23 protein-coding genes are annotated in these 26,408 nt (G+C 62.3%); 15 read left to right on the forward strand and 8 right to left on the reverse strand.

What is annotated here, in order from left to right; all coding sequences use genetic code 11:
- Positions 1-81: 81 nt before the first annotated feature.
- From J3A64_RS00390 to J3A64_RS00440, 11 genes are all read left to right on the forward strand, one after another.
- Positions 82-429, forward strand: coding sequence for a hypothetical protein (locus tag J3A64_RS00390; protein WP_043471456.1), 348 nt, complete (start codon positions 82-84; stop codon positions 427-429).
- Positions 429-2,909 carry a nitrite reductase large subunit NirB gene (nirB, locus tag J3A64_RS00395; protein WP_210063383.1) on the forward strand — a complete coding sequence of 827 codons (2,481 nt, stop codon included), beginning with the start codon at positions 429-431 and terminating at the stop codon, positions 2,907-2,909. The genes J3A64_RS00390 and nirB overlap by 1 nt, the downstream gene beginning before the upstream one ends.
- Positions 2,906-3,241, forward strand: coding sequence for a Rieske 2Fe-2S domain-containing protein (locus tag J3A64_RS00400; RefSeq protein ID WP_014922618.1), 336 nt, complete (start codon positions 2,906-2,908; stop codon positions 3,239-3,241). Before nirB ends, J3A64_RS00400 begins: the two co-directional genes overlap by 4 nt.
- A 216-nt stretch (positions 3,242-3,457) precedes the next feature.
- Positions 3,458-4,921, forward strand: a complete 1,464-nt coding sequence (locus J3A64_RS00405) for an amino acid permease (RefSeq protein ID WP_014922617.1) — start codon at positions 3,458-3,460, stop codon at positions 4,919-4,921.
- Between the two features lie 403 nt (positions 4,922-5,324).
- Entirely contained in the window at positions 5,325-5,783 is a 459-nt protein-coding gene (locus J3A64_RS00410) for an SRPBCC family protein (protein WP_011775886.1), read from the forward strand.
- Positions 5,783-6,439 (forward strand): pentapeptide repeat-containing protein, encoded by a 657-nt coding sequence (locus J3A64_RS00415; protein ID WP_210063384.1) that lies wholly within the window; start codon positions 5,783-5,785, stop codon positions 6,437-6,439. Before J3A64_RS00410 ends, J3A64_RS00415 begins: the two co-directional genes overlap by 1 nt.
- A gap of 141 nt (positions 6,440-6,580) precedes the next feature.
- Positions 6,581-7,807: an acetyl-CoA C-acyltransferase gene (locus J3A64_RS00420; protein WP_210063385.1), complete on the forward strand. Its 1,227-nt coding sequence runs from the start codon at positions 6,581-6,583 to the stop codon at positions 7,805-7,807.
- Positions 7,807-8,643, forward strand: coding sequence for an enoyl-CoA hydratase/isomerase family protein (locus J3A64_RS00425; protein WP_210063386.1), 837 nt, complete (start codon positions 7,807-7,809; stop codon positions 8,641-8,643). The genes J3A64_RS00420 and J3A64_RS00425 overlap by 1 nt, the downstream gene beginning before the upstream one ends.
- Positions 8,640-9,503, forward strand: coding sequence for a 3-hydroxyacyl-CoA dehydrogenase family protein (locus J3A64_RS00430; protein WP_210063387.1), 864 nt, complete (start codon positions 8,640-8,642; stop codon positions 9,501-9,503). Before J3A64_RS00425 ends, J3A64_RS00430 begins: the two co-directional genes overlap by 4 nt.
- A 27-nt stretch (positions 9,504-9,530) precedes the next feature.
- Positions 9,531-10,127 carry a GNAT family N-acetyltransferase gene (locus J3A64_RS00435; RefSeq protein ID WP_014922612.1) on the forward strand — a complete coding sequence of 199 codons (597 nt, stop codon included), beginning with the start codon at positions 9,531-9,533 and terminating at the stop codon, positions 10,125-10,127.
- 214 nt (positions 10,128-10,341) lie between these two features.
- Positions 10,342-11,226: an SGNH/GDSL hydrolase family protein gene (locus tag J3A64_RS00440; RefSeq protein WP_210063388.1), complete on the forward strand. Its 885-nt coding sequence runs from the start codon at positions 10,342-10,344 to the stop codon at positions 11,224-11,226.
- Positions 11,227-11,326: 100 nt separating this feature from the next.
- Here the strand turns inward: J3A64_RS00440 and J3A64_RS00445 are convergent, their stop codons facing one another.
- The 6 genes from J3A64_RS00445 to J3A64_RS00470 form a co-directional block, all read right to left on the reverse strand.
- Positions 11,327-12,454 (reverse strand): Gfo/Idh/MocA family protein, encoded by a 1,128-nt coding sequence (locus tag J3A64_RS00445; protein WP_043806287.1) that lies wholly within the window; start codon positions 12,452-12,454, stop codon positions 11,327-11,329.
- Positions 12,451-13,224, reverse strand: coding sequence for a ThuA domain-containing protein (locus tag J3A64_RS00450; protein WP_011775878.1), 774 nt, complete (start codon positions 13,222-13,224; stop codon positions 12,451-12,453). Before J3A64_RS00450 ends, J3A64_RS00445 begins: the two co-directional genes overlap by 4 nt.
- A gap of 31 nt (positions 13,225-13,255) precedes the next feature.
- On the reverse strand, positions 13,256-14,113 hold the full coding sequence (locus tag J3A64_RS00455) for a carbohydrate ABC transporter permease (RefSeq protein ID WP_014922608.1): 858 nt from the start codon (positions 14,111-14,113) through the stop codon (positions 13,256-13,258).
- Positions 14,114-14,120: 7 nt separating this feature from the next.
- Positions 14,121-15,110, reverse strand: a complete 990-nt coding sequence (locus J3A64_RS00460; protein WP_210063389.1) for a carbohydrate ABC transporter permease — start codon at positions 15,108-15,110, stop codon at positions 14,121-14,123.
- 9 nt (positions 15,111-15,119) lie between these two features.
- Positions 15,120-16,355, reverse strand: coding sequence for an extracellular solute-binding protein (locus tag J3A64_RS00465; protein ID WP_014922606.1), 1,236 nt, complete (start codon positions 16,353-16,355; stop codon positions 15,120-15,122).
- A 99-nt stretch (positions 16,356-16,454) separates the two neighbouring features.
- Complete coding sequence (locus J3A64_RS00470; protein ID WP_011775874.1) at positions 16,455-17,477, reverse strand: LacI family DNA-binding transcriptional regulator; 1,023 nt, start codon at positions 17,475-17,477, stop codon at positions 16,455-16,457.
- Between the two features lie 328 nt (positions 17,478-17,805).
- On the opposite strand from J3A64_RS00470, the gene J3A64_RS00475 reads away from it, so the two are divergent.
- The 4 genes from J3A64_RS00475 (at position 17,806) to paaZ (ending at position 23,894) form a co-directional block, all read left to right on the forward strand.
- Positions 17,806-18,540: a tyrosine-protein phosphatase gene (locus tag J3A64_RS00475; protein WP_011775873.1), complete on the forward strand. Its 735-nt coding sequence runs from the start codon at positions 17,806-17,808 to the stop codon at positions 18,538-18,540.
- A 27-nt stretch (positions 18,541-18,567) separates the two neighbouring features.
- A complete protein-coding gene (locus J3A64_RS00480; protein WP_286176103.1) occupies positions 18,568-19,551 on the forward strand; it encodes a glycosyltransferase family 2 protein in 984 nt (327 codons plus the stop codon).
- A 123-nt stretch (positions 19,552-19,674) separates the two neighbouring features.
- Positions 19,675-21,585 carry an S-layer homology domain-containing protein gene (locus J3A64_RS00485; protein WP_210063391.1) on the forward strand — a complete coding sequence of 637 codons (1,911 nt, stop codon included), beginning with the start codon at positions 19,675-19,677 and terminating at the stop codon, positions 21,583-21,585.
- Positions 21,586-21,794: 209 nt separating this feature from the next.
- Positions 21,795-23,894, forward strand: a complete 2,100-nt coding sequence (gene paaZ, locus J3A64_RS00490) for a phenylacetic acid degradation bifunctional protein PaaZ (RefSeq protein WP_210063392.1) — start codon at positions 21,795-21,797, stop codon at positions 23,892-23,894.
- Positions 23,895-24,421: 527 nt separating this feature from the next.
- Here paaZ and J3A64_RS00495 read toward each other — a convergent pair.
- Positions 24,422-25,024: a TetR/AcrR family transcriptional regulator gene (locus J3A64_RS00495; protein WP_014922600.1), complete on the reverse strand. Its 603-nt coding sequence runs from the start codon at positions 25,022-25,024 to the stop codon at positions 24,422-24,424.
- 37 nt (positions 25,025-25,061) lie between these two features.
- Positions 25,062-26,405, reverse strand: coding sequence for a phenylacetate--CoA ligase PaaK (gene paaK / locus J3A64_RS00500; protein ID WP_210063393.1), 1,344 nt, complete (start codon positions 26,403-26,405; stop codon positions 25,062-25,064).
- Between the last annotated feature and the right edge of the window lie 3 nt (positions 26,406-26,408).

The following is a 26,408-nucleotide window of genomic DNA, read 5'->3' on the forward strand; positions in this document are numbered from 1 at the left end:
CCTGCAAGCGGAAACGTGGCATCGAGTGTCCTGAAACACGGCCGGAGCACCATGGAAGGAAGCCGGCCGAAAGGAACTTCCGTGATCGCCAAGAACCTCTTCCTCCAGGGCATCTACCCCTTCGAAGGCATCGGCATGGAAAAGCCGGTCCCCCTCCACAGCGAGCTGGCGCACTTTGTCCCGGACGGCGTCGTGAACCAGACGCTGTACTTCCGCGGCGGCAACTCCAGCCCCGAACTCATCACCGTGGTCCTCATGCGCGACGGCGTCCCCATGCGCTACTTCCCCATCGGGGCCAAAAGCGATGTGCACGTTCCGCTGAGGGTGGTGGAAGACATCGATGGAGGTTCCATGATTGAGCTGTTCATCGTTGCGCCCGCCGGCGTGAGAGGTTCCGTTGTGGTGGATCTCGGGATGGTGGAGCACTGATGCGCCGGCGGCTGGTGGTGATCGGAAACGGGATGGCCGGTGCCCGGGCTGTTGAGGAAATCCTGGCAAGGGGCGGTGCCGACGTCTTCGACATCACCATGTTTGGCGATGAACCGTATGGGAACTACAACCGGATCATGCTCAGCCATGTGCTGTCCGGCGAGGAAAGCGATGCGGACATCTTCCTCAATGCGCTGCCCTGGTACAGGGAGAACAACATCACCTTGCACGCGGGTGTCCGGGTGGATCGCATCGACAAGTTCAGCAAGCACGTCTTCGCCGCCGACGGTCGCGTGGAGCCGTACGACGTCCTGATCATCGCGACCGGCAGCCGCTCACACCTGCCACCCATGGGCGGTGTCTACGCACCCAGCGGCGCGGTCAGGCACGGTGTCTTCACGTTCAGGACATTGGACGATACCCGGAAAATGATTCAGTTCGCCCACCACGAGGCCCACCATGATCACCGGCGCAAGGCAGTGGTGATTGGCGGCGGCTTGCTGGGACTGGAAGCGGCCCACGGCCTGCAGGCCAACGGCCTGGACGTAGCTGTTGTCCACTCAGGCGGTCACCTCATGAACGCCCAGTTAGGGCCCGACGGCGGTGCAATACTGCGGCGAAGCGTCGAGGCGCTGGGCATCGAGGTGCACACAGGAAGCCGGACCACGGCGATCCTCGGTTCAGACCAGCTGAGTGGGGTTCGGCTGCGCGACGACACTGAGATTGACTGCGACATGGTGGTGGTCACCGCAGGCATCAGACCCAACGTTGATGTCGCCGTTGTGAGTGGGTTGGCAGTGGAGCGCGGCATTGTGGTGGACGACCAACTGCGCGTCATGGATGAAGATGACATCTACGCAGTAGGGGAGTGCGTCCAACACCGCGGTGAGGTGTACGGACTGGTGGCGCCCCTCTGGGAGCAGGCCGCCGTACTGGCAGACCAGGTCACGGGGATGGATCGGTCTTCGGTGTATCTGGGTTCCAGGACCGCCACCAAACTGAAGGTAGCCGGCGTCGATGTCGCTTCAATGGGCCTTTCCGGTCCTGAACGGGACACGGACGAGCACATCGTGTTCTCGGAACCCGGCCGGGGTGTGTTCAAGTCCATCGTCATCCGGGACAACAAAATGGTGGGCGCCACCCTGCTGGGCGATCACCGCAAGGTGGCTTACCTGACCCAAGCTTTCGATCAGGGGTTGCCCCTTCCGGAGGAGCGGCTCTCGCTGATGTTCGATCTCGGTTCGCCGGGTGAAGAAGAAAGTGTGGCCGAACTCGCGGACAGCGCACAGGTCTGCAACTGCAACGGGGTTTCCAAGGGGACGCTCGTTGCGGCGGTGCGTGGCGGGTGCGCTTCGGTGTCCGCGGCCATGGATGCTACCCGGGCCGGTAAAGGCTGCGGCTCGTGCAAGCTCATGGTCACGCAGGTGGTGGAGTGGGCCGCAGGCGGGGCTGTGGAGGAAGACTTGGCCGCGGGCTACTACGTTCCCGGTATTCCTTTGGACAAGCCTGCTTTGATGGCCGAGATCCGGGCACGCGGGCTGCGATCCGTTTCCCAGGTGTTTGCGGCGCTCGCCCCGGGCAGTGTTGAGGATGCCAAATCCAAGATGGCGCTGGCTTCGCTTATGAAAATGATGTTGGCCGATCTGTACATCGATGAACGCGACGCCCGGTTCATCAACGACCGCGTGCACGCCAACATCCAGCGCGACGGCACATTCTCCGTGGTCCCACAGATGAAAGGCGGGGTGACGTCTGTTCAACAGCTCCGGAGGATTGCCGACGTCGCGGAGAAACACAGCATTCCCATGATCAAGCTGACCGGCGGTCAACGGATTGACCTTTTGGGAGTCCCGAAAGAGGACCTGCCACAGGTCTGGGCTGACCTGGACATGCCGTCCGGATACGCCTACGGAAAGAGCTTTCGCACCGTCAAAACCTGTGTTGGCAAGGACTATTGCCGGTTTGGGACAGGTGACTCCACCGGTCTGGGCATCTCTTTGGAGTCCCGTTTCCAAGGAATCGAAGCGCCTGCCAAGCTGAAGCTCGCGGTCTCCGGGTGTCCACGCAATTGCGCCGAGTCCTTGGTGAAAGACGTCGGGGTGGTGGCTGTGGAAGGCGGACGCTGGGAGATCTATATAGGGGGAGCGGCCGGCGCCCACATCCGGAAAGGCGACCTACTGGTTACCGTGGATACACCGGAAGAGGTCACACTCTTGGCGGGCCGGTTCATGCAGTACTACAGGGAAAACGCCAACTGGCTGGAGCGGAGTTACTCGTTTGTTCCGCGGGTAGGCATCGACCATGTTCGCAGCGTCATTCTGGACGACTCCGAAGGGATCGCCGCCCAATTGGACGCCGCCATGCAGGCGTCCGTTGACAGCTACGTGGATCCCTGGAGCGAACGGGATGATCCGCTGACGCCCGGTCAGTTCCGGACTTCCTTGCCGTTGACCGTCCTCCCGCAGGTGCCGGTCCGATGAGCGCCCGGTCCGTTCCGGCAATCGAAGCGAATACGGTCTTGGGGTCCGTTGACCAAATTCCCTTCGGGGAGGGCCGGGCCTACGGAGTCGACGGCGAGCAGGTTGCGGTGTTCCGGTTACGGGACGGCACGCTGCGCGCCGTCGGGGGCGTCTGCCCCCACAAAGGCGGCCCGATCGCTGACGGAACCATCGACCATAACGTGGTCATCTGTCCCCTCCATCAGCACGCCTTCGAGCTGATGACAGGTTGTTCCACCACGGGGGAGAAATCTTTGCGTTCCTACAAAGTCTTCGCAGATGAGGCCGGGAACATCGTGCTGACGCATGACTGAACAGCGGTTATCTACAGCCCCCTTGTTGCCTGCGTCACGGGCATTGTGGTTAATCCCGTAAGATAGACGGGTTGCGCGAAGCTTCGGCGTTCTGCGTTCTTTGTCACACTTCGAACCCTCAAACGAGGAAAAGCTCGAATTATGTGTGCCAAAGCCGCCCGTGTTCCGGCACTGGCGTAACACCTACAGCAACACCCCAACCCACAAGGAACAGCTGTGCCGCAAAGTACTCCCACAGATCTCCAGAGCCCCAAGGCCTCATCCGCAGCCTCGGACTCCAACCTCAGCGCCGAGGGATATCAGAAGACCCTGAGCCGCCGCCACGTCACCATGATCGCCATGGGTGGCGCAATCGGCGTCGGCCTGTTCATGGGCGCCGGTGGCCGCCTCGCCTCCACCGGCCCGGCCCTGATCTTCTCCTACGCCATTGCCGGCGTCATCGCTTACCTGCTGATGCGCGCCCTCGGCGAGCTCATCATGTACCGCCAAACCTCCGGCTCCTTCGTGAGCTACGCCGGCGAGATGTTCGGCAAGAAGGGCGCTTTCCTCTCCGGGTGGATGTACTTCATCAACTGGGCCATGACCGGCATTGCCGAACTCATTGCAATCGGCCTGTACTTCCAGTTCTTCTTCCCCAACGTGCCCATTGAACTGTCCGCCATCGCAGCGCTGGTGCTGCTGGTGGCCGTGAACCTGTTCAGCGTCAAGGCGTTCGGCGAATTCGAATTTTGGGCCTCCTGCCTCAAGGTCGCGGCCATCGTGATCTTCCTGGCCGTTGGCACGTTCATGGTTGTCACCAACGCCAAGGTGGGCGAGGGCAACGCGTCCGTCGCAAACCTCTTCCACGAAGACGGCGGCATGTTCCCCAAGGGCGGCCTGGTGATGATCCTGGTCCTCAACGCCGTGATCTTCGCTTACAACGCCATCGAGCTCGTCGGCATTACCGCTGGTGAGATGGAAAACCCGGAACGCGAAGTTCCCAAGGCGATCCGCGCCGTCGTGGTCCGTATTGTTGTCTTCTACGTCGGTTCGGTGACGCTGCTCGCGATGCTGCTGCCGTCCGACCAGTACGTGGCCGGCACCTCGCCGTTCGTTACCGTGTTCGGCCAGATGGGCCTTGGCTGGATGGGCGATGTCATGAACATGATCGTCATCACCGCCGCGCTGTCCTCCTGCAACTCGGGCCTGTACTCGATCGGCCGCATCTTCCGCACCATGGCCAACAACGGCCACGCACCGCAGTGGCTCACCAAGATGTCCACACGCCACGTGCCGTACGCGGCCATCCTGGCGATCGGTGGCGTCTACCTTGTAGGCATCCTGCTCAACATCTGGCTGGGTGGCTCGCACGCGTTCGACCTCGCGCTGAACACCGCATCCATCGGCGTGATCTTCACGTGGGGCTCCATCTTCGCGAGCCAAATTGCCCTGCGGAAGAAGCGCGGCAACGTCTCCAGCCTGCCGATGCCCGGTTCACCGTGGACCAGCTGGTTGGGCCTCATCGCTTTGCTGGCCATCACCGTGCTGATCGGTTTCGACTCCATGACGGACAAGGAAACCGGCGAGGTCTTCCTGCTTGGCCTGTGGACCCTCGCCACCATTCCGTTCTTCGCCCTGGTGCTGTGGCTCGGATGGCAGAAGGTCAAGAACAACGAGCCCAAGAGCGAGCTGTTCAGCTAACTCTTCCGGTTCACGCCTCTTCCGGTCCATAACTCGACGGCGGGCGCTTCCCTTGGTGGGGGCGTCCGCCGTTCGCGTTGTGGGGCCTGCTTTGCGCCTTTTGGGTGGGGTGAGTCGTGCAGAGTGGGCCTCGCAACGAGCACCCCTGTGTTGTGGGGCCTGCTTTGCGCCTTTTGGGTGGCGCGAGTCGTGCAGAGTGGGCCTCGCAACGAGCACCCCTTGCGTTGTGGGGCCTGCTTTGCGCCTTTTGGGTGGCGCGAGTCGTGCAGAGTGGGCCTCGCAACGAGCACCCCTGTGTTGTGGGGCCTGCTTTGCGCCTTTTGGGTGGGGTGAGTCGTGCAGAGTGGGCCTCGCAACGAGCACCCCGGTTGGGAGTGTCGGGGGTCGGGTCTAGGCTCAATATATGGAACACACCACCACCCTGACGCAGCACGTCAACGCAAGCCCGGAGAAGGTTTGGGCCGTCATCTCGGACATTCCCGGCTCGGCCGGAACGCTCTCCGGCATCGAATCCATCCAGATGCTCAGTGAGGGCCCGTACGGCGAGGGCACCCGCTGGAAGGAAACCCGCACCATGATGGGCAAGCAGGAAACAGTAGAGATGTGGGTGTCCCAAACAGACCCTCCGCGCAGCACCACGGTCAAGGCGCTTCAGGGAGGCGCGGACTACACCACCCGTTTCACCTTGAACGACCGCGACGGCGGCACGGACCTGACGCTGACCTTCGGCGCCGAGATGATCAATCCTTCGCTTATCAGCAAGGTGGGCATGGCCCTGTTCGGGAAAATCGGGATGAGCATGACCCGCAAGGCCCTCAGTAAGGACCTCGCCGAGATCGCCGCCAAAGCGGAATCGCTCTGATGGCGGCTGTGAAGGTAGCAGCCCCCAAAATCTCGCCGGTGCGGTTGGATGAACTGCGTGACGACGACGCCCCGGACTTCCAGCGCGGCGAACGGTACGACGGCGTCCGGCTCACCCGCGTTTCTGCCGACGGCGAGGAACTGAGCGGCGCGGATTTCATCGAGTGTGAGCTTAACGGTGTGTCCTTCAACGAAGCCCAATTGCGGGGAGCTACGTTCCGTGAATGCATCCTCGCGGAGCCGTACGCCCCGGTCTTCACAGCTGCCCGGAGTTCCTGGCAAGACGTGGAGATCAGCAATCCGAGGTGGGGCTCAGCCGAACTTTATGAGGGGAACTGGCGTTCAGTCCGCATCGATGGCGGCAAGCTGGACTACGTGAACCTTCGAGGCTCCAAGCTCATGGATATCCAAATCTCCGACTGCATCATTAACGAGCTGGACCTCGGCGGTTGCACGGGAACGCGGTTGGCGCTGAAGAACTGCACCATCGGCACGTTGGATGTCACGGGCGCCAAGCTAAAGGATGTGGATCTGCGGACCTCGGAGTTCCGTGGAATCAACGGTCTGGCGGGGCTGGCAGGTGTGGTGATCGATGACTATCAGCTGAGCCTCATGGCACCGCTGCTCGCTGGACACTTGGGAATCAGGGTGGTTTGATCCGGGCTGGGGCCGGTCTCCTCTGATCTGTAACTGAGGGCTCAGCTGTTGACCGGCCCGCCCTGCCGTGTAATCTTTATAGAACGAACGGTCGGTATATTATTCCGGACCGGTCCCTTTCACTTCGCGAAGGATGTTCTCATGGTCGAGGCTTTTCTTGTTGGCGGCGCACGCACGCCTGTAGGTCGCTACGGTGGGGCACTGTCCTCCGTCCGCCCGGACGATCTCGCAGCATTGGTGGTCCGGGAAGCGGTGGCGCGTGCCGGCGTCGATCCTGACTCCATTGACGAGGTGATCCTCGGTAATGCCAACGGCGCGGGCGAGGAGAACCGGAATGTGGCCCGCATGGCCACCATCCTGGCCGGACTTCCCCTCCACATCCCCGGCATCACCGTCAATCGACTGTGTGCCTCGGGCCTTAGCGCGATCATCATGGCCAGCCAGATGATCAAGTCCGGCGCTGCGGACATCGTGGTGGCCGGTGGCGTTGAGTCCATGAGCCGAGCGCCGTGGGTGCAGGAGAGGCCGACCACGGCGTTCGCCAAGCCCGGCCAGATTTTCGATACCTCCATTGGCTGGCGCTTCGCCAACCCGCGCTTCACCAAGGGCGAGCTTTCCCGTGATGGCAAGATGACCTACTCCATGCCTGAAACGGCCGAGGAAGTGGGCCGCGTGGACAACATCTCCCGCGAGGATGCTGATGCTTTTGCTGTCCGCTCCCACGAGCTCGCCTTGGCCGCAATCGCCGGTGGGCGCTTTAAGGACGAGATCGTTCCCGTCACTGTGAAGACCCGAAAATCGGAGACCGTGGTGGACACGGATGAGGGTCCCCGCGAAGGCACCACCATGGACGTACTCGCTGGGCTCCGCCCGGTGGTTCCCGGCGGATCCGTGGTGACGGCCGGCAACTCCTCCACGCTCAACGACGGCGCCTCGGCCATCATCGTTGCTTCCGAGGCCGCCATCAAGAAGTTTGGTTTGACCCCTCGCGCCCGCATCGTCGACGGCGCCTCGGCTGGATGCGAACCGGAGATCATGGGCATCGGCCCGGTCCCGGCCACCCAAAAGGTCCTGGCTCGCTCCGGCCTCACCGTGGATCAGCTGGGCGCCGTAGAACTCAACGAAGCCTTCGCCACCCAATCGTTGGCGAGCATGCGCCGCCTCGGGCTGAACCCGGACATCGTGAATAACGACGGCGGCGCCATCAGTTTGGGGCACCCGCTCGGTTCCAGCGGCTCGCGAATTGCGATCACCCTGCTGGGCCGCATGGAGCGGGAACTGGCCTCAACTACCGGACCTAAGCTCGGATTGGCAACGATGTGCATCGGCGTCGGACAGGGTACCGCGATGCTGCTGGAAGGCGTGTAATGGCGCTGGATCCGAAAGACTTCTCCACACTTCTCATCGAGGACCGCGGGGACCGCCTCACTGTTCTGCTGAACCGTCCCGAGGTCCGTAACGCGATCGACCAGACCATGGTGGACGAGCTTCACCTGGTCTGCGCTGAACTTGAGCGGAACCCGAAGGTACTGATCATTGCCGGAACCGAGGGCGTTTTCGCCTCGGGTGCGGACATCGGACAGTTGCGCGAACGCCGCCGGGACGACGCCCTGCAGGGGATCAACTCCACGATCTTTGTCCGGATCGCCAAGTTGCCCATGCCCGTGATCGCCGCCTTGGACGGTTACTGCCTTGGCGGGGGAGCCGAGCTCGCGTACGCTGCCGACTTCCGCATTGGAACTCCGAGCGTCCGCATCGGGAACCCTGAAACCGGTTTGGGGATCCTGGCCGCAGCCGGTGCCAGTTGGCGGCTGAAGGAACTGGTGGGCGAACCGAAAGCCAAGGAAATTCTCTTGGCCGGTGCCGTGCTCCGCGCTGAGGAAGCCCTGCGAATCAGCCTGATCACGGAAATCCACGAAGCACCCGAGCTCATGGATGCGGCACACAAGCTGGCGGACAGGATCGGACGCCAGGACCCTCTGGCCGTGCGGATTACCAAATCCGTGTTCCACGCCCCGGCAGAAGCCCACCCACTGATCGATACCCTTGCCCAGGGAATCCTCTTCGAGTCTCAGGCCAAGTTTGATCGCATGCAGGCTTTCCTCGATAAGAAGTCCGCGAAAGCTACGCAAGACACCGCCCTACCCGCCGCTGACACCGCCGCCGCACCCGACGCACCCACGCAAGACAGGACCCAGAAATGACCGAAGCTCCCGCCATCCCGCACGTCGTTGGAGTCCTGGGCGGAGGCAGGATGGGCGCTGGCATCGCGCATGCCTTCCTTACCAACGGTGCCACTGTGATCGTGGTGGAACGCGATCACGAGGCAGCGGCCGGAGCGCAAGGTCGCGTTGCTGATGCCGTTGCCAAGTCCGCGGCCCGCGGTACCTTGAGCGAAACCCCCGAAGAAGCAATGTCCCGCTTCAGCACCTCCACGGACTACGAATCCTTCATCCACTGCGGTCTCGTGGTGGAGGCCGTGCCCGAGGATTACGACCTCAAAGTCACAGCGCTGAAGGCCGTGGAGGACCACTTGTCCGCGGATGCTTATCTGGCGTCGAACACCTCCTCGCTCTCAGTCACCGGGCTCGCCAACCAGCTTCGCCGCCCTGCGAACTTCGTGGGGCTGCACTTCTTCAACCCTGTGCCTGCGTCAACCCTCATCGAGGTGGTGTTGGCCAAGGAAACGTCTCCCGAACTGGCTGAAGCAGCGAAAAACTGGACTGAGGCACTTGGCAAGACCGCCGTCGTCGTCAATGACGCTCCTGGCTTTGCGTCCTCAAGGCTCGGCGTGGCAATTGCCCTTGAGGCGATGCGCATGGTGGAAGAGGGCGTGGCGTCGGCGGAAGACATCGATGCTGCCATGGTCCTCGGTTACAAGCACCCCACTGGTCCGCTCAAGACCACGGACATCGTTGGTTTGGACGTCCGGTTGGGCATTGCCGAGTACCTTCACTCCACGCTGGGCGACCGCTTCGCTCCGCCGCAGATTCTGCGGGACAAAGTGGCGCGCGGCGAGCTGGGACGCAAGACGGGCAAGGGCTTCTTCGACTGGACCGACTGACGGCTGCGCGGCGGTTAGGCTATCCGGGTGACTTCAATCGAACCCATCACCCTGACCGGAAAATTCGTGACGCTGGAGCCGTTGAGCCAGGAACACCACCACGGCCTGGTGGACGCTGCCCGCGACGGTGATCTCTGGAAGCTCTGGTACACCTCGGTCCCTACGCCCGAGGGCATGGCTGCCGAAATCGATCGCCGCTTGGGGCTGCAATCCCAAGGGACCATGGTGCCTTTTGCCACCAGGTCCAACACCACGGGCAAGCTCATCGGCATGACGACTTACATGAATATCGACGCCGAGACGCCTCGCTTGGAGATCGGATCCACGTGGAATGCCGCGTCGGCGCACGGTACAGGAACCAACCCGGATTCGAAGCTGTTGCTCCTGCGCCACGCGTTCGAAACCCTGGGCTGCCCGGCCGTGGAGTTCCGCACGCACTGGATGAACCAGCAGTCCCGTGAGGCTATCGCCCGGCTCGGTGCCAAACAGGACGGCGTGCTTCGAAACCACTCCCGCAGCAAGGATGGTGCCCTCCGCGACACCGTGGTCTTTTCCATCCTCGAACACGAATGGCCGGCCGTCCGGAATGGGCTGGAATTCCGGTTGGAGAAGTACAGCGCGTAACTGGTTCGCCGAGGGGTGAGCTTTCGGCCTTATCCGGTCGCGTAAGCCTTGAGAACTAACCCCTCGGCGTGCTGTCAAGGTCTTTCCCCAACACACCCGTGGGCGTAATCTAGCCAACACATTGCCCCGGGTGCGCGGCCGACTGGTGGGCGAGCCGCGACTTCCGCGCATGCGGAACCGGAGCCCCATCGAGCGGTAAAAAAGGGGATTCACAATGGCAACTCATCAATTACGACGGCGGCACACCGCTTTTGCGGGCGCGCTTGCCGTCCTGGCGCTCACCTTAGGATTTACGGCAAGTCCGGCGACTGCCGCCCCGCCGCCACCGGTGGACTACGTTGCACTCGGTGATTCGTATACGGCGGGGACCGGGGCCGGCGGGTTGTATGCAGACGCAATTTGTTGGCAAAGCGAGGGCGGCTACGTGGATGTGGTTGCCGATACAGGCCGCGTGAACCTTTTGGCGAACGGGGCGTGCCATGGGGCGCTCTTGTTTACTCTCGACGAGGTTCCCATTCCATCGGTTTCGGCCCAGATTAGCGGCCTGGGGAACGAGCTTGCTGCTGCGGAGCTCGTCAGTATTACGGCAGGCGCCAATGACATTGGGAGTGGGGATGCTCTGGTTGCTTGCCTCACGCAGACTCTCATCATCTGCCAAGGTGCCGTGAATAATGCCATGTCCCTCTTGCCGGGCCTGGAGTTGACGCTTGCGGAATTTTATAGGGACATCGCCGAAGCCGCGCCAAATGCAACCATCGCGGTGATGGGCTATCCACTGCTCTTTGATCCCATCAACGGTGTGCCCATTGTTTCTGTGGAGCACCAGATTGAGGTCAACCGGGCCGTCGCTGCTCTCAACACGACCATTGCAGCAGCGGTGAAGGCGAGTGAGGTCAATGCGGTGTTCGTTGACGTGACCAAGCGATTCCGCGGGCATGCGGTCAACTCAGCTGAACCGTGGATTGTGCTGGTCCCGGCTCCGGTGCCCCCGTTCAATCGCCTGCCGGACGCCAACTTCCACCCGAATCCGGCCGGCCATCAGGCCTACGCCGCAGCCCTACTCTCCACAATCAAGCCCGCCCAGCTGGCAAAGCGCTAACCCGTTCGCCGAGGGGTGAGATCTCGGGTGTAAGAACACCCGATAAGCCCGAGAGCTAACCCCTCGGCGAGATCGCAACCAAGTCACGCCGGAGCACCCGTCACAGCGCAACGCTTTCGCCGGCCAGGGCACTCCTCACCGAGGTCCAGGACTTGAGCACCTCCAACACGGCGGGATCGCGCTCAGCCAGGATTGCTTGTTGGTACGAGTCTTCCAGTAACGAATCGACTGAAACACGTGCACCGGTGGAAGCGCTGAGGATGGCCGCCTCCACCATGGCCAGGCTCATGATGTTCTGGTGCACACGTCCCATGGGCGTGCTTCCGGTGCGCACAGCGGACACGAAGTCCCGCAAGGAGCCGGCAATCTCCTGGCCGGGGTCCTCAGAGTACCCGGCATCCGATGGAACGGAAGATACTGGTTCGTTGTCGCCGTCCCAAAGGACAGTTCCGTGCTCGCCACTGATCCGCCACGACGCATTCCATGATGTTTCCTGTCCAGGGCTGCACCAGCTGCCCGTGAACACAAAGCGCTCGCCGCCGGTCATCTCGAAGATGGCCGTGGACCCTGCGTCTCCGCGGTACCAGCTCCACGAAGGGTTGTACTCCTCGCAGAACACTGAGACGGGGTCGGCGTCCAGCAGGAAACGGGCCATATCGAACTGGTGGATGGCCATGTCCAGCAGGAGTGGGTGGTCCATGGCGTCCCGGAAACCGCCGAAGTGCGGGGCCTTGAAGAACTCAGCGGACACAATGCCAACGGCACCCAAAGTTGACGATAGGTGTTTGGCGGAGAACAAGTGCTTGTTGTACCGCCGGGACTGGCTGACCATGAACAGCTGACCATGGAGCTCGGCGGCGGCCGCCAAGGAAAGCCCCTGGGCCACGGTGGAAGCTACTGGTTTCTCACCGAGGACCGGCAAGCCTGCGGCCAGCGCTTCGGTGGTGACCGGATGATGCGCGGCAGGAACGGTGACGTTGATGACGGCCTGGGCTCCGACGTCGGACGCCACTGCTGCTGTACCGGCACCGACCGGGAGGTCGGGACGGCCCAGGGACGCCGCCGCTTCGGTGGCGGCCGAAAGGTCAAGGTCAACGATGCCCGCGAGTTCCACCAACGGCGACGATTCCACCGTCCGCAGCCACGCGCGGCCCATGCCCCCGGCGCCGACTACCACGACGCGAAGGGGAGTGCCGTCGTCGGGAATGGTGGCGAAATGCGTGCTCACGCGTTGGCTCCCTGGTAGCTCTTGCCGTTGAAGAAGTCGCCGGTCTCGTAACGCAGCAGTTCCGGTACAGCGCGTTCCGGACGATCGGTGATGGCCCATTCCACGGCGTTGGCGATGACGCGCCGCACGTCCTTGTGGTGGTAGACGGGGTAGTCCTGGTCGCCGGGGCTGAAGAAGAAGATTTTGCCGTGACCGCGGCGGAACGTGCAGCCGGAACGGAACACCTCGCCGCCGCTGAACGAGCTGATGAACACCAGTTCCTCGGGGGTGGGGATGTCGAAGAACTCGCCGTACATTTCCTGCTGCGGGATCTCGATGGGGTGCGGGATGCCTTTGGCGATGGGGTGTGTGGGGTCCACGGTCCACACGAGTTCGCGGTCCTGTTCCGAGCGCCAGCGCAGGGTGCACGAGGTGCCCATGAGCTTGGTGAAGATCTTGGACCAGTGCCCGGAATGCAGCACAATCAGGCCCATTCCGGCCAGGACGTGCCGGTGGACGCGCTCCACGATCTCGTCCTCAACGTCGGCATGTGACATGTGACCCCACCAGGTGAGGACATCGGTGTTGGCAAGGACTTCCTCGGTGAGGCCGTGTTCCGGTTCATCCAGGGTTGCGGTCCGGACCTCGACGGCGGCACCCAGGTTCTCCTCGATGCCCGCCTTGACGGCGCCGTGCATACCATCCGGGTAGAGGCGTGCCACCAGTTCGTCGCGCTTTTCGTGGCGGTTCTCGGACCACACAGTGACGCGGATGGGCTTGCTTTCAGTCATGTTTTTCTCCTTGAAGGTGTGGGAGGGCGGTCTACTTGACCGCACCGCCGGTGGTGCCGGCGGCGATGTATTTTTGGGCCGCGACCAGCAGGACGATGGCCGGGATGGAGGCGAGTACCGCCGTCGCCATGACCGAACTCCAGTCGTTCACATAGGCGCCGATGTACTGGAAGATGCCCAAGGTGACGGGTCGGACGGCTTCGGTGGTGGTCAGCGTCAGCGCGAACAGGAAGTCACTCCACGCGAACAGGAAGGTGAAAAGCCCGGCGGTGATCAATGAGTTTCGGCTGAGCGGCAGCACGATCGACCAGAACGCCCGGACGTGTCCGGCGCCGTCCACCCGTGCGGCCTCGATCACCGAGGCCGGCATGCCGTTCATGAACGCCCGGATGATGAGGATCGCGAACGGGATGCCGTGGGCCGAGTCAGCCAGGATCAAACCTGGAATGGAGTTGAGCAGGCCCAGATCGTTGTACGCGGTGTACAAGGCGTTGGCCACCACGATCCCCGGAATCATCTGGCTGATGAGGATCGCGAACAGGACCACTCCCGCGCCACGGACCTTGAAGTAGGCCAAAGCGTAAGCGGCCGGGGCGGCGATGGCCAGGCTCAGCGCCACGCTTCCGAGCGAAATGATGAGGCTGGTTCCCAGGTTGCCCGCTTGCTCGTTGATGGCTGTGGCGTAACCGGTGAAGTCGGGCTTCAGCGGGAACCACGAGGTTTCCAAGGTGGTGCCGTTGGGTTGCAAGGAGGCGTTGACCATCCAATACACGGGGAAAAGCATGATGGCCAGGAAGAAGATGGCCAGTGCCGTGTAGCCCCAGTTCTTGCGTCCCGTAGCTCGTGGGTTGTTACGCCGGAGCGTGGGGGCTTTCAGTGTGGTTGTCATGCTGTCCTCACTCGTCCACTGCGCGTCGGCTGGCCCGCAGGTACAGCACTGCGAAGACCAGGGAGATGATCACCAACACGTTGCCCAGGGCTGCGCCTTCACCGAACTTGAATTCGTGGAAGGACAGGTTGTACGACTGCGTGGCGATGGTCTGGGTGGAATTGGCCGGCCCGCCGTTGGTTAGTCCCAGGATGATGTCCAGCACTTTGAGCGTGTAGACGACACCGAGCACCAGGACCACGCTCACTACTGGCCGCAGCATGGGCCAGGTGATGTGCCGGAAGGCCTTCCACCCGGTGGCACCGTCCAGGGATCCGGCCTCGTACAGTTCGTCCGGGATTTCCTGCAGTCCGCCGTAGAGGATGGTCATGTTGAACGGGATGCCGATCCAGATGTTCACACCCACCACCGCGATGAGGGCCAGTGAGGTGCTGGTGAGCCACGGAATACCGGTATCGATGATGCCGAGGTCTCCAAGGAAGCGGTTGAGAGCGCCGCTGTCTTTATCCAGGATCCACCGCCACACAGCACTGGAGACGATCAAGGGAAGGAGCCAGGGAAGCAGGAGCAGGGACCGCAGGATGCCGTTGAGCGGGAACTTGCGCTGGAAGAAGATCGCCAACGAAAGGCCGATCACGAACTGGCCCACAATCGAGCCGATGGTGAACAAGACGGTGTTGAGCAGGGACGTTGAAAACAACGACGACGACAGTACAGTCACGTAGTTGGCGAACCCTACCCAGGGGGCTTCTCCGGTGAAGAACGTGGAGGTGGTGTATTCCTGAAAACTCATGACCACGTTCTTGACTACGGGATAGCCGAAGAACAACGTCATGTACACCACTGCGGGAACCAGGAAGAGCCACTGGAAGAGGCGCTCGCGGCGTTGTCGGGTGCGGCGTCTGGGGGCTGGCTGTCCGGTCCCTAAGCCGTGAGTTTTGGCGGCCCCGCCGGTAGTCTGCCCCTTTGAACGAGGTAGATCAGTTGCTAATGACATGGCAGCTGCCTACTGACCTTGGGCTTGCTTGAGTGCGTCGGCCGGTGAGGCGTTGCCCGTGAGTGAAGACTGAATGGCTGTGTAGATCTTGGTGGCCTGTGCGGGCCATTCTTCTCCGAGCTGGCCGGTGCGTGCGCGGGCAGTCTTGATCAGTTCGGTGAACGTTGCGAGCTTGGGGTTGTCGCTGGCGAACTTGTCCGAGAGCGTGGTTTTGGAGGGGATGGTGTTGCGGGCTGTGGCCATGGCGAGTTGGTTCTCGTCGCTGTTCAAGCAGGCAACCATCTCTGCTGCTTTGGCTTGCCGGGCCTTGTTGCCAGTCTGCGGAACCGTCCACACTTCGCCGCCGAGCGGAGCCACCGACGTCTGGCCGGCTTCCCGTACCGGAATTTTCACTACGCCGTACTGAAGTGTGGGCTGCTTGTCCAAAGCAGGAATCTGCCACGGCCCGTTGACCATCATGGCGGCCTTGCCGGCCAGGAACTGGTCCTTCACATCAGCCTGGGTCCAGTTGAGGGCAGAGGAAGAGACGGAGCCGCTCTTGACCAGGTCGGTCCACAGCTGGAGCGCCTGCTCGGTCTCCTTGGTGTCGATCTTCTTCTCATCGCCGCCGTTGGACCACATGACAGGAAGGAACTGCCAAGTGCCTTCATAGGTGGGGTTTGCGTTGAAGGCCAGTCCGTACTGGTCTCCTGCAGTGAGCTTTGCGGAGGCCTCCTTGAGCTCATCCCAGGTAGTAGGGGGAGTGACGCCGGCCTTGGCCAGGATGTCCTTGTTGTAGAAAAGGGCGATGGTGTTCACCGTGGGAGCCAGACCATACACCTTGTCTTTGTAGGTGCCCGCGCTCAGCACGCCTTCAGCAAAGTTCTCCGTGCTGACCTTGAAATCGGCCAGCGGAGCCAGCGCACCCGTGGCCGCGATTTGCTGCAGGTCCGGGTTGTCCAACATGAGGACGTCCGGGAGTGTCTTGGAGGAGGACTGCTGGAGAACCTTGGAAATGAGCGACTTTCCGGGGACAGTCTCCCGCTTGACGGTGACGCCCAGCTGGGTGCCGCACTTGGTCAGGGCATCGCCGATGAAGGACTTGTCCGGCTCGTTGTTGTAGTAGTCCATCACTGAGATTTCCGTGACGGCTTCGGTGGAGGATGCAGCTGTGGAGGAACCGCAGCCGGAGAGGGCCAACGGCAGGCCGACCATGGCGGCCATAGCCAAAGCGAGTGGACGGGATGTCCTTTGTGCTGACTTCATTGTCTGTTCCTTTTCTGGGAATCGATTTATCGATGCGTATCGACGATGCGTATCGATGAGTTCGGAAACGGAGGTAAAACGGGTACGTAAAGAGGGGACTTAGCTGCCGTGGGGTGGGCGGAGCGTGCTTGAACGGTGCGTTATGACCGTGGGTACCAGTTCCAAGGATTCGTGTGGTCCCTGGTTGTCGGCTTCGAGGAGGTCACAAATGATTTTCACTGCCCGCCGGGATACTTCCCTCGGGCGTAGATCAATCGTGGAGAGTGGCACGGGTTGTAGTTCGGCCAGGGTGGGAGAAGCGCTGCCGATGATGGAGACATCCTTGCCGGGAGTCAGTCCACGGGCGGCGAGGGCACGGCGCAGGATGTCTTGAATGGTGCGGTCCGGTGCGATGAAGGCTGGCACGCCGTCTGTGGCGGCCAGTGCCTTGTCTACGGAATCCGCGATGATGGCAACATCCGCGCCTCCCGGAAAGTGCTGAACTGCCACTCCCAGGGATTCGGCGGCCCCATCGGCTCCGCGCATGAACCGGTCAACGTAATTGACGTGCCGGTTCACGACGGCTGGCTGCCATTCGATGATCGAAATGACGTTGTGGCCGGCTGCGGCCAGGTCGCGGACGCATTGCTCGCCTGCCATTTCGAAGTCTGCGTCTATGCAGACCAGGCCGGACGGATCCCGGGGGATGCCGATCAGCAGCACGGGAACGTTGAGCGTCCGCGCGACCGGGAGCCGTTCATCCTCGTCTTCCACTTGCATGAGGATCAGGCCGTCGCAGATCTGCTGACCGACAACACGGCGGAGCCCCGCGGCCCCTTCGTCTTCGGTGACCAGCAGGATGTCGTGATCGAACTGCCTCGCCGTCGATGCGATCACGGAAACGAATTCCATGAGGGAGGCCATTTCCAGTTCTGGAATGAACGGAATGACCAGCCCGATGACGCGCGTCCTGCGCCCCGCCAAGGCGCGGGCGCCGGCATTCGGCTGGTACGTCAGTTGTTCGATCGCCGCCTCGACCTTTTTGCGGGTCTTCTCGGAAATCGGCCGCTTGCCGCTCAGTACATAGGACACCGTGCTTTGAGCTACTCCGGCGGCCTGGGCAACGTCCTTGCTGGTGGGCATGGCCTGACCTCCTTGTGCTCTCTGCTGAACAGTTCCTGTGGCTTGTCGATGCGTATCGTCGATGCGCATCGAGAACGAGTATGACATGGGTCACTCAACCTCCGCAAGACCCACCCCCACCCTCTCTCACATCCCGCGTGCTTGCGCGGAACCCTCTCTCACATCCCGCGTGCTTGCGCGCGACCCTCTCTCACATCCCACGTGCTTGCGCGGAACCCTCTCTCACTTCCCGCGTGCTTGCGCGCGATCCTCTCTCACCTCCCGCGTGCTTGCGCGCGACCCTCTCTCACTTCCCACACCAAGGCGCCAATGTGCTTAGCTACCTCCTATGGACGGGACTACTTCAGCTCACCACGGTGTCCATTGGGACGGCGCCGTGAACGCGTGGCGCATCGCCGGGGATGTGTATCGCATGGGTCGCCATGAATGGGTTACCGAAGCCGGTTGGCAGCAGATGTACGACGACGGCGTCCGCACCGTGATCGATCTCCGCGCCTCGCGCGAGCGGCGGCAACGCGACACCGATCCCGAGGTGCCGGACGAGGTGAAGGCGCGGATCGACGTCGTGCATTGCCCAACGGAAGATCCGGACCATAGGGACTACAGCGAGCTTTTTGGCCCGTACCTCAAGGACCCCGCGCAGTATGCGGATTACCTGGAATTGTTCGCTGAGAAGATAACGGCAGTCTTCAAAGTTATTGCGGCCTCACCCGGCAAGGTGGTGGTTCATTGCTCCGCGGGTAGGGACCGCAGCGGAGTGATCGCTTTGCTCCTGCAGCGATTGGCGGGGGTTGGTGATGAGGAGATTGTGCGCGGATACGAGCTCGCGGCGCGGGGCATCAACGAGCGGCATCGCACGCACGGGGCGCCGCATGCGCACGATCCGTATCTGTCCGAGGAGGACCTTGAGGCAATGCTGACCCGGCGGCGAGCCAGCCTGCGCGAGTTCCTTGCTTCGATCGATGTAGCCGCGTTTCTGACGTCCAACGGCGTTTCCGAGGCGGAGTTGGCGGCAGTCAGGGCCAAGCTCGGGGTCACCAGCGCTGCTAACATGCAGAGTTGACTCGTCTCCGAAATGAATGGATCCGCAATGACTTCCGGTGCCCGCGTCACCATCGTGACCCGAACCAAGAACCGACCCATTTTCCTGGCGCGCGCCTTGGACGACATCTTTGCCCAGACGTTCCAGGACTTCGAGCTGGTGATTGTCAACGATGGCGGCAACTCTGCCGACGTGGACCACCTCATCTCCCAGCGGTCGGAAGCCGAGCGATCCCGCGTTACGACGCTTCACCACGCTGAATCGGCTGGCATGGAGGGGGCCTCGAATGCCGGTCTCAAGGCAGGATCCGGCGAGTTCGTGGTGATCCACGACGACGACGACTTCTGGGCCCCTGAATTTCTGGCCCGAACAGTGGCCTACCTTGACGACCCCGCGCACGCTGCCGAAAGCGGCGTGATGGTGCGGACGGAAATCGTCATCGAAGAGCTTGTGGACGGCGCGATCGAGCCCATCCGCCGCGAAATCTTTTGGGCTGACATGCGGCAAATAACGCTCGCTGACATGCTCAAGATCAACCGTGCCGTTCCCATTTCGTTCCTGTACAGGCGCAATCTTCACGACCACGTGGGCTATTACAACGAGAACCTGCCCGTGGTGGGGGACTGGGAATTCCACCTCCGCGTGCTGAGCCACTCGCGCGTTGGATTCCTCGACGGCGAACCTCTCGCCTTCTGGTCGCAGCGGCCCCAATCCGATGGCCACCACAGCAACAGCATCTTCGCTAAGGTCGCAGAACATGCCCAATACGATGCCTTGGTTCGCGACGACTATCTCCGTGACCAGGCCGCGCAGGGCGGACTTGGCACCATGCTTTACCTGACGCGGGTGTTGTCGGAGCAAGAAGAACTCATTGTCGCGCAGCAGCGACGCCTGGACGAGTCCGCTGCCAAGCTCGACCACATCCTGGAGCGTCTCGAGGCGCTGAGCCAGACCGTTGTTGTACGGACGAGTGTGGGGGAGTTCTTGAAGAAGCCCATGCTTTTGATGCGGAAGCTGCTCAGGCGGGGCTAATCGTCCGCGAAGCGTTCTCTCACTTCACAAATATGCGGCGTTTAGTATTACCCGTTCCCTGCATTAGGATCGCGAGGGGCCGCCATTTGCGGCCCCTTCGTTCGCATGAAACATGGGGGACCCATGAGGGGTTATTCTCGCGGCCGTTTTCGGCTCGCAATCACACTACTAGCGGCACTCGTCCTGGGCGCCCTGCCTGCCGGGATCGCATCCCCGGCGTTTGCAGCAGCCACGGGAAGCATTTCAGGAACGGTCACCGTACCGGCGGGCGTTGACGCGTCCAAGATAACTGTCTTCGCCGGCCCCGAAGTCGGGTATTATCAAACGGCGAATGTGGCCTCGGACGGAACGTTCACGGTTAGTGGACTTCCCGCAGGCAACGTCTGGGTCAACTTCAACTACCCCTTCCAGCCGTCGCCGGTGGTGAATGCTCACTATTCAACCTCTCCGGATGGTTCAAAAACGCTCGTCAACGTTTCACCGGGTGCCACCACCACGGGCATCAACCAGACCCTGAAGCCAGCAGCCTTCATTTCCGGAAAGGTCTCCGTTCCGGCTGGCTCTGCTGCCTTTACCGGTCAGGTCAACGTCATCAAGGGTCCCGACTACGCGAACAGCGGCTACGCGGGAAATGCGTTTCTCCAAAGCTCGGACTCCGGAAACTATGTGGTGGGTGGCCTCGCGCCCGGCACTTACAAGATTCAGTTCCAAGCCCAGAGCGGGTGGGCGAACATGTGGCATGGCGGTGTTGCGGGAGTCGGCAGCTCACAGTCAGTAACGGTTACTGAAGGACAGCAGCTCGCTGGTATCCAGGACACTGCCGTTGCGGCTGCCACTATCGGCGGCTCCATCGCGGGTGCCCCCGCCCCTGGCCCCACGATGAGTGGTCCGGGCATGAGCATTACTGCCATTGCTCAAGACGGCACTGTTGCAGCGTCAACGGTCATGGAAACCTCGCAGACCACCTACGCGCTGAAGAACCTGCTGCCTGGCACGTACACGGTTCAGTTCAACCGGACCAAGGGTTTCGTGTCCAAGTACGAGGCACAGCTTTATAAGGACCTCCCCGAGTCCGGAGGCGCTGCTAACGCAACGCCGGTGACCGTAGCCGCCGGGCAGACCCTAAACAGTGTCAACGCAACCGTTCGCCAGGGCGGAACTCTTACCGGAAAGATCCTGGGATCCACAGGAGCTCCCCTGAGCGGCGTGCGAGTTAACGTTTACACCAAGCACGAGTCGCTTGTGACTCGGTTTTCTTACACCGCAGCAGACGGTACCTTCAATGTCACTGGCCTCACCACGGGACTCTACTTTGTGTCGGCTGAGCCCGAGGGGGCTGGCCCGATCTACTCCGGAAATGTCCTCAACGCAACGAACGCCAGGTCTGTTTCCTCGTTCGTAGGCCAGAACACGAATCTTGGGACACTGAGTTACGCGACTGCAACGCAGGGTACCCGGGGCTTCGACGATGTTCCCCTCGGAGCTCAGTTCCAGGATGAAATCCTTTGGTTGGCCAATGCGGGAATTTCCACGGGTTGGGAAGCCAATGGGTCCAGGACCTATCAGCCGCTGACTCCGGTAAACCGTGACGCGATGGCCGCATTCATGTACCGGTTGTTGGGCGAACCTGAGTTCACCCCGCCTGCTGTGTCACCGTTCGCTGACCTCCCCACAGACGCCAAGTTCTACAAAGAGATCACCTGGCTGGCAGACAAGGGCATCACCACCGGTTGGGAAGAGGCTGACAAGACCAAGACCTACCGGCCGTTGCAGCCCGTGAACCGCGATGCCATGGCTGCGTTCATGTACCGTTTGGCTGAGCAGCCTGAGTTCACTGCCCCGGCGACTTCGCCGTTCGTTGATCTTCCCGTCGGGGCCCAGTTCTACAAGGAGATCACGTGGCTCGCAGCCCAGGGCATCTCCACGGGTTGGGCCGAAGCCGGTGGCAAGGCGTTCAAGCCTTTGCTCCCCGTGAACCGTGATGCCATGGCCGCATTCATGTTCCGCTACAACACCAAGTTCGGACCCTCGTAGCCATACTGCGTGTGTCAGCAATGTGAAGGGTCGGTCTCCCACTATGGAGGCCGGCCCTTCGTTGCGTCCTCCAAAGCGGAAAAATTCCTGCTGTACTCCACCGGGCATTCATGTACCCTGTATATATTACCGAACGGCCGGTCAGTAATGTTGGCTCCAGTCAGCAATGACCGTGCCGATTTCACGTGCCTTGGAAGGACCCGTCGACGATGACCACTACCGCAGTCGCCCCGGAAACCACAGCCGTTGCAACCGTCCCCAGCTACGTCCAGGATGCCTGGTGGACGCCGGCACCCGACGCCAAGAAAGTCCCGGTCCGTGATGCCAGCACCGGAGAGGTCCTGGCCAACGTCAGCACCGACGGACTGGACCTTGCCGCCGTCGTCAATCACGGCCGCACCACCGGGCAAACTGAACTTGGGAAGCTGACTTTCCACCAGCGCGCGCTCAAGCTCAAAGAGCTTGCCATGTACCTCAACGGGCGCCGCGAAGAGCTGTACGAATCCTCTTCGCAGAGCGGTGCCACCAAGATCGACAACATGATCGATATCGATGGCGGCATCGGCGTGCTCTTCACGTTCGGTTCCAAGGGCCGCCGCGAGCTGCCCAACTCGCAGGTTGTGGTGGACGGCCCCATGGAGACTCTGTCCAAGGACGGATCGTTCGTCGCCGAACACATCCACACCCGGATCCCCGGCGTTGCTGTCCAAATCAACGCGTTCAACTTCCCGGTCTGGGGCATGCTGGAGAAGTTCGCTCCCGCGTTCCTGGCCGGCGTCCCCACCATCGTGAAGCCGGCCACGCCCACGGGTTATGTTGCCGCCGCGGCGGTCAAGGCAATCGTCGAGTCCGGCATTCTTCCGGCAGGCTCCATCCAGCTGATTTCCGGTTCCGCCCGCACCATTCTGGACGAGCTCGACTACCGCGACCTCGTTTCGTTTACGGGCTCGGCATCCACTGCCAACTCGCTGAAGGGCCACAAGAACGTGGTCCAGGGCGGCGTCCGTTTCACGTCCGAAACCGACTCCCTCAACGCCGCAATCCTCGGACCCGACGCCATTCCGGGCACCCCCGAGTTCGACGCTTTCATCAAGGCGGTGGTCACCGAGATGACCGTCAAGGCCGGCCAGAAGTGCACGGCCATCCGCCGCGTCATCGTCCCGCAGGAGCTGACGTCCGACGTCGCGGCTGCCATCGGCGCGCGCATCAGCGAGCGCGTCGTGGTTGGCGATCCCCGAGCCGAGGGCGTCACCATGGGCGCCTTGGCGTCGTTGGAACAGCTCGCTGACGTTCGCGCTGCCGTTCAGTCCATGCTCGACGCCGGCGGTGAGCTTGCGTACGGATCTCTCGATTCGCCGTCGGTCACCTCCGTCGGCGGCACCGTAGGCGTGGTGGAAGACGGCGCCTTCATGTCTCCGGTGCTCCTGAGCTGGGCAGACGCCGAAGCGGAAGAAGTGCACTCATTGGAGGCGTTCGGGCCGGTTTCCTCAGTGATTGGGTACTCGGACCTCACCGACGCCATCCGCTTGGCGGCCCGCGGCTCCGGCTCATTGGTGGCATCTGTATGCACCAACGATCCTGCTGTTGCGCGGGAACTGGTGCTCGGCATCGCTGCTCACCACGGCCGTGTTCACATGCTCAACCGTGAAGACGCGCGCTCATCCACCGGCCACGGATCACCGGTACCGCACTTGGTTCACGGCGGTCCCGGCCGCGCGGGTGGGGGCGAGGAGCTGGGCGGTATCCGCTCCGTGATGCACCACATGCAGCGTACGGCCATTCAGGGTTCGCCGAACATGCTGACCGCGGTTACCGGTCTGTGGCACACCGGCGCGGACCGGAACTTCACCGTGGAGACCGAGGGCGAGCATCCCTTCCGGAAGCACCTGTCCACGCTCCGCATCGGTGATGCCGTACGTTCGGACCTCCGTGAAGTCACGCTTGAGGACATCACTGCCTTCGCGAACTCCACTGGCGACACGTTCTACGCGCACACCAATCAGGAAGCCGCTGAAGCCAACCCGTTCTTCCCCGGCATCGTGGCCCACGGCTACCTCCTCCTGAGCTGGGCTGCCGGACTCTTTGTTGAGCCCGCTCCGGGTCCCGTCCTGGCTAACTACGGCCTGGAGAACCTGCGCTTTATCACCCCGGTTGCCGCGGGCGACTCCATTCGGGTCACGCTGACGGCCAAGAAGATCACGCCTCGCGAGACTGATGAATACGGCGAGGTGGCTTGGGACGCCGTCCTGACCAACCAGAACGACGAAATCGTGGCCACCTACGACGTCCTGACCCTCGTGGAGAAGTAACCCTCTCTCACATCCCTCGGGTTTGAGCGGGACCCTCTCTCACATCCCTCGGGTTTGGCCGGGTCGCTCTCTCACATCCCTCGGGTTTGGCCGGGACGCTCTCTCACATCCCTCGGGTTTGGCCGGGTCGTTCTCGCAGATCCCTCGGGTTTGGCCGGGTCGTTCTCGCAGATCCCTCGGGTTTGGCCGGGACGCTCTCTCACATCCCTCGGGTTTGAGCGGGTCCCTCTCGCAGATCCCTCGGGTTTGAACGGGACGCTCTTGCAGCAACGACAAAACGCCTTTCCGCTTCAATGCGGAAAGGCGTTTCGTCGTTCCGGCCGAAGGCAGCCATGAGGAACTTCACGACGACAGCGGCACCTGGCTTCGTCATGCCCGCCACCGGGGGATGTGAGAGAGGGTTGGCCGGAAGGGTGGGGGATGTGAGAGAGGGTTGGCCGGAAGGGTGGGGATGTGAGTGAGGGTTGGCCGGAAGGGTGGGGATGTGAGTGAGGGTTGGCCGGAAGGGTGGGGGATGTGAGAGAGCGTCAGGCGGCTGTGTGAAGCCCGTCGAAGGCCATGGTGATGACGTCGTCGGCGAGCTTCTCCGGGGACAGAGAGCCGCCCGGCTTGTACCACTCCACGATCGAGTTGATGGTGCCGAACAGCAGACGGGTGACGGTGCGGGGATCGATGTCCTGGCGCAGGGAGCCGTCTTCCCGGGCAGCGGCAATCAGCTCGGCCACCTTGTGGTCGAAGGCGCGGCGGCGTTCCAGGGCGTCGCGTTCGATCTCCGTGTTGCCCCGCAAGCGCAGGAGCAGGGTCACGAACGGCAACCGGTCCACCAGCACGGCAATGGTCTGCCGCAGCACGAACTCCAGCCGCGCATCAGCAGGACCGGACGTAGCGGACGGCTCCTCGAGGATGGCTTCCAAGCCGCCCAAGGCGTGGTCCAGGGCGAGCTTCAGCAGATCGCCCTTGGACGGCACGTGGTGGTAGATGGCTGACTTCGAGATCCCGAGATTTTCGGCCAGGATGCCCATGGACGTTGCGTCGTACCCGTGGCGGTTGAAGACGTCGACGGCGATGCGGAGCACCGACTGCTGGTCATAACCGGGCCGTCCGCGCTTGGTGGTGGTCTCAGTAGGCATGCTGGCATTTTCTCACGATCTCAGTGGTGGACGGCGCTCAGCCTTTGGGTCGCATGTCGTAGATCCGGCGAAGCTTGCCATTGGACCGTTCAAGTGAGCCGGGCTCTACAACGTCAACTACGCAGGATGACCCGACGTGAATCTTGATCTGCTCACGCAAGGTGTGTGCCGCCGTCGTGCCTGCCTCGGACGGGACGTTCTCGCGGCGCTCGATCTTCACAGTCAGCGAGTCCATGCGCTTGCCTTCGGGGCGGGTGATTTCGAGCTGGAAGTGGGGGCTGAGCTCGGGGATGCGGAGCGCAATTTCCTCGATCTGTGACGGGAACAGGTTCACGCCGCGAAGGATGATCATGTCGTCGCTGCGGCCGGTGATGCGGCCCATGCGGCGGTGCGCGGGGCGTGCGGTGCCGGGGAGCAGGCGGGTGAGGTCCTTGGTGCGATAGCGGATGATCGGCAGCGCTTCCTTCGTGAGGGAAGTGAAAACGAGCTCGCCGGGTTCGCCGTCGGCGAGGACCGTGGAGTGGTCGAACGGGTCGATGATCTCGGGGCGGAAGTGATCCTCCCAGATGTGGCAGCCGTCCTGCGTTTCAACAGCTTCGCCGGCCACACCAGGGCCCATGACCTCGGAGAGCCCGTAGATGTCCGAGGCCTTGATTTTCATGGTCGTTTCGAGCTCGTGGCGCATCTCTTCGGTCCACGGTTCGGCGCCCAAAACGGCATACTTGAGCGACGTGGACGTGGGGTCGATGCCTTGGTGTTGCATGGCATCGGCGATGGTGAGCAGGTACGTGGGCGTGGCCAGGATGGCGTCGGGCTTGAAGTCCTGGATGAGCTGGATCTGGCGTTCGGTTTGGCCGCCGGAGATGGGGATGACGGTGCAGCCGAGCGCTTCAGCGCCTGCGTGCGCGCCGAGGCCGCCGGTGAACAGGCCGTATCCGTAGGCGTTGTGAACCTTCATGCCGGGGCGGACGCCGGAGGCGCGGAAGGAGCGCGCCACCAAGGTTGCCCAGTTGGCGAGGTCGTTCTTGGTGTAGCCAACCACGGTGGGCCGGCCGGTGGTGCCGGAGCTCGCGTGGATGCGCGCAACCTGGTCCTGCGGGACGGCGAACATGCCGAACGGGTATTCCAGGCGCAGGTCTTCTTTGGTGGTGTACGGGAACTTGCCGAGGTCGCTCAACTCGCGGAGGTCGGTGGGGTGTACGCCCACCTCATCAAACTTCCGCTTGTACAGCGGCACGCGATCGTAGGCGTAGGCCACGGTGTGCTGGAGGCGGGTGAGCTGCAGGGCCTCCAGTTCGTCGCGGGAGATGGTCTCTTCACGGTCCAGCACGGGGGCAGCTGCCGTGGAGGTGGCGGGGGCGGCCACAGTGTTCTGCGTCATGGG

The organism is Pseudarthrobacter sp. PvP004, from assembly GCF_017876035.1.
Lineage (GTDB): Bacteria > Actinomycetota > Actinomycetes > Actinomycetales > Micrococcaceae > Arthrobacter > Arthrobacter aurescens_A.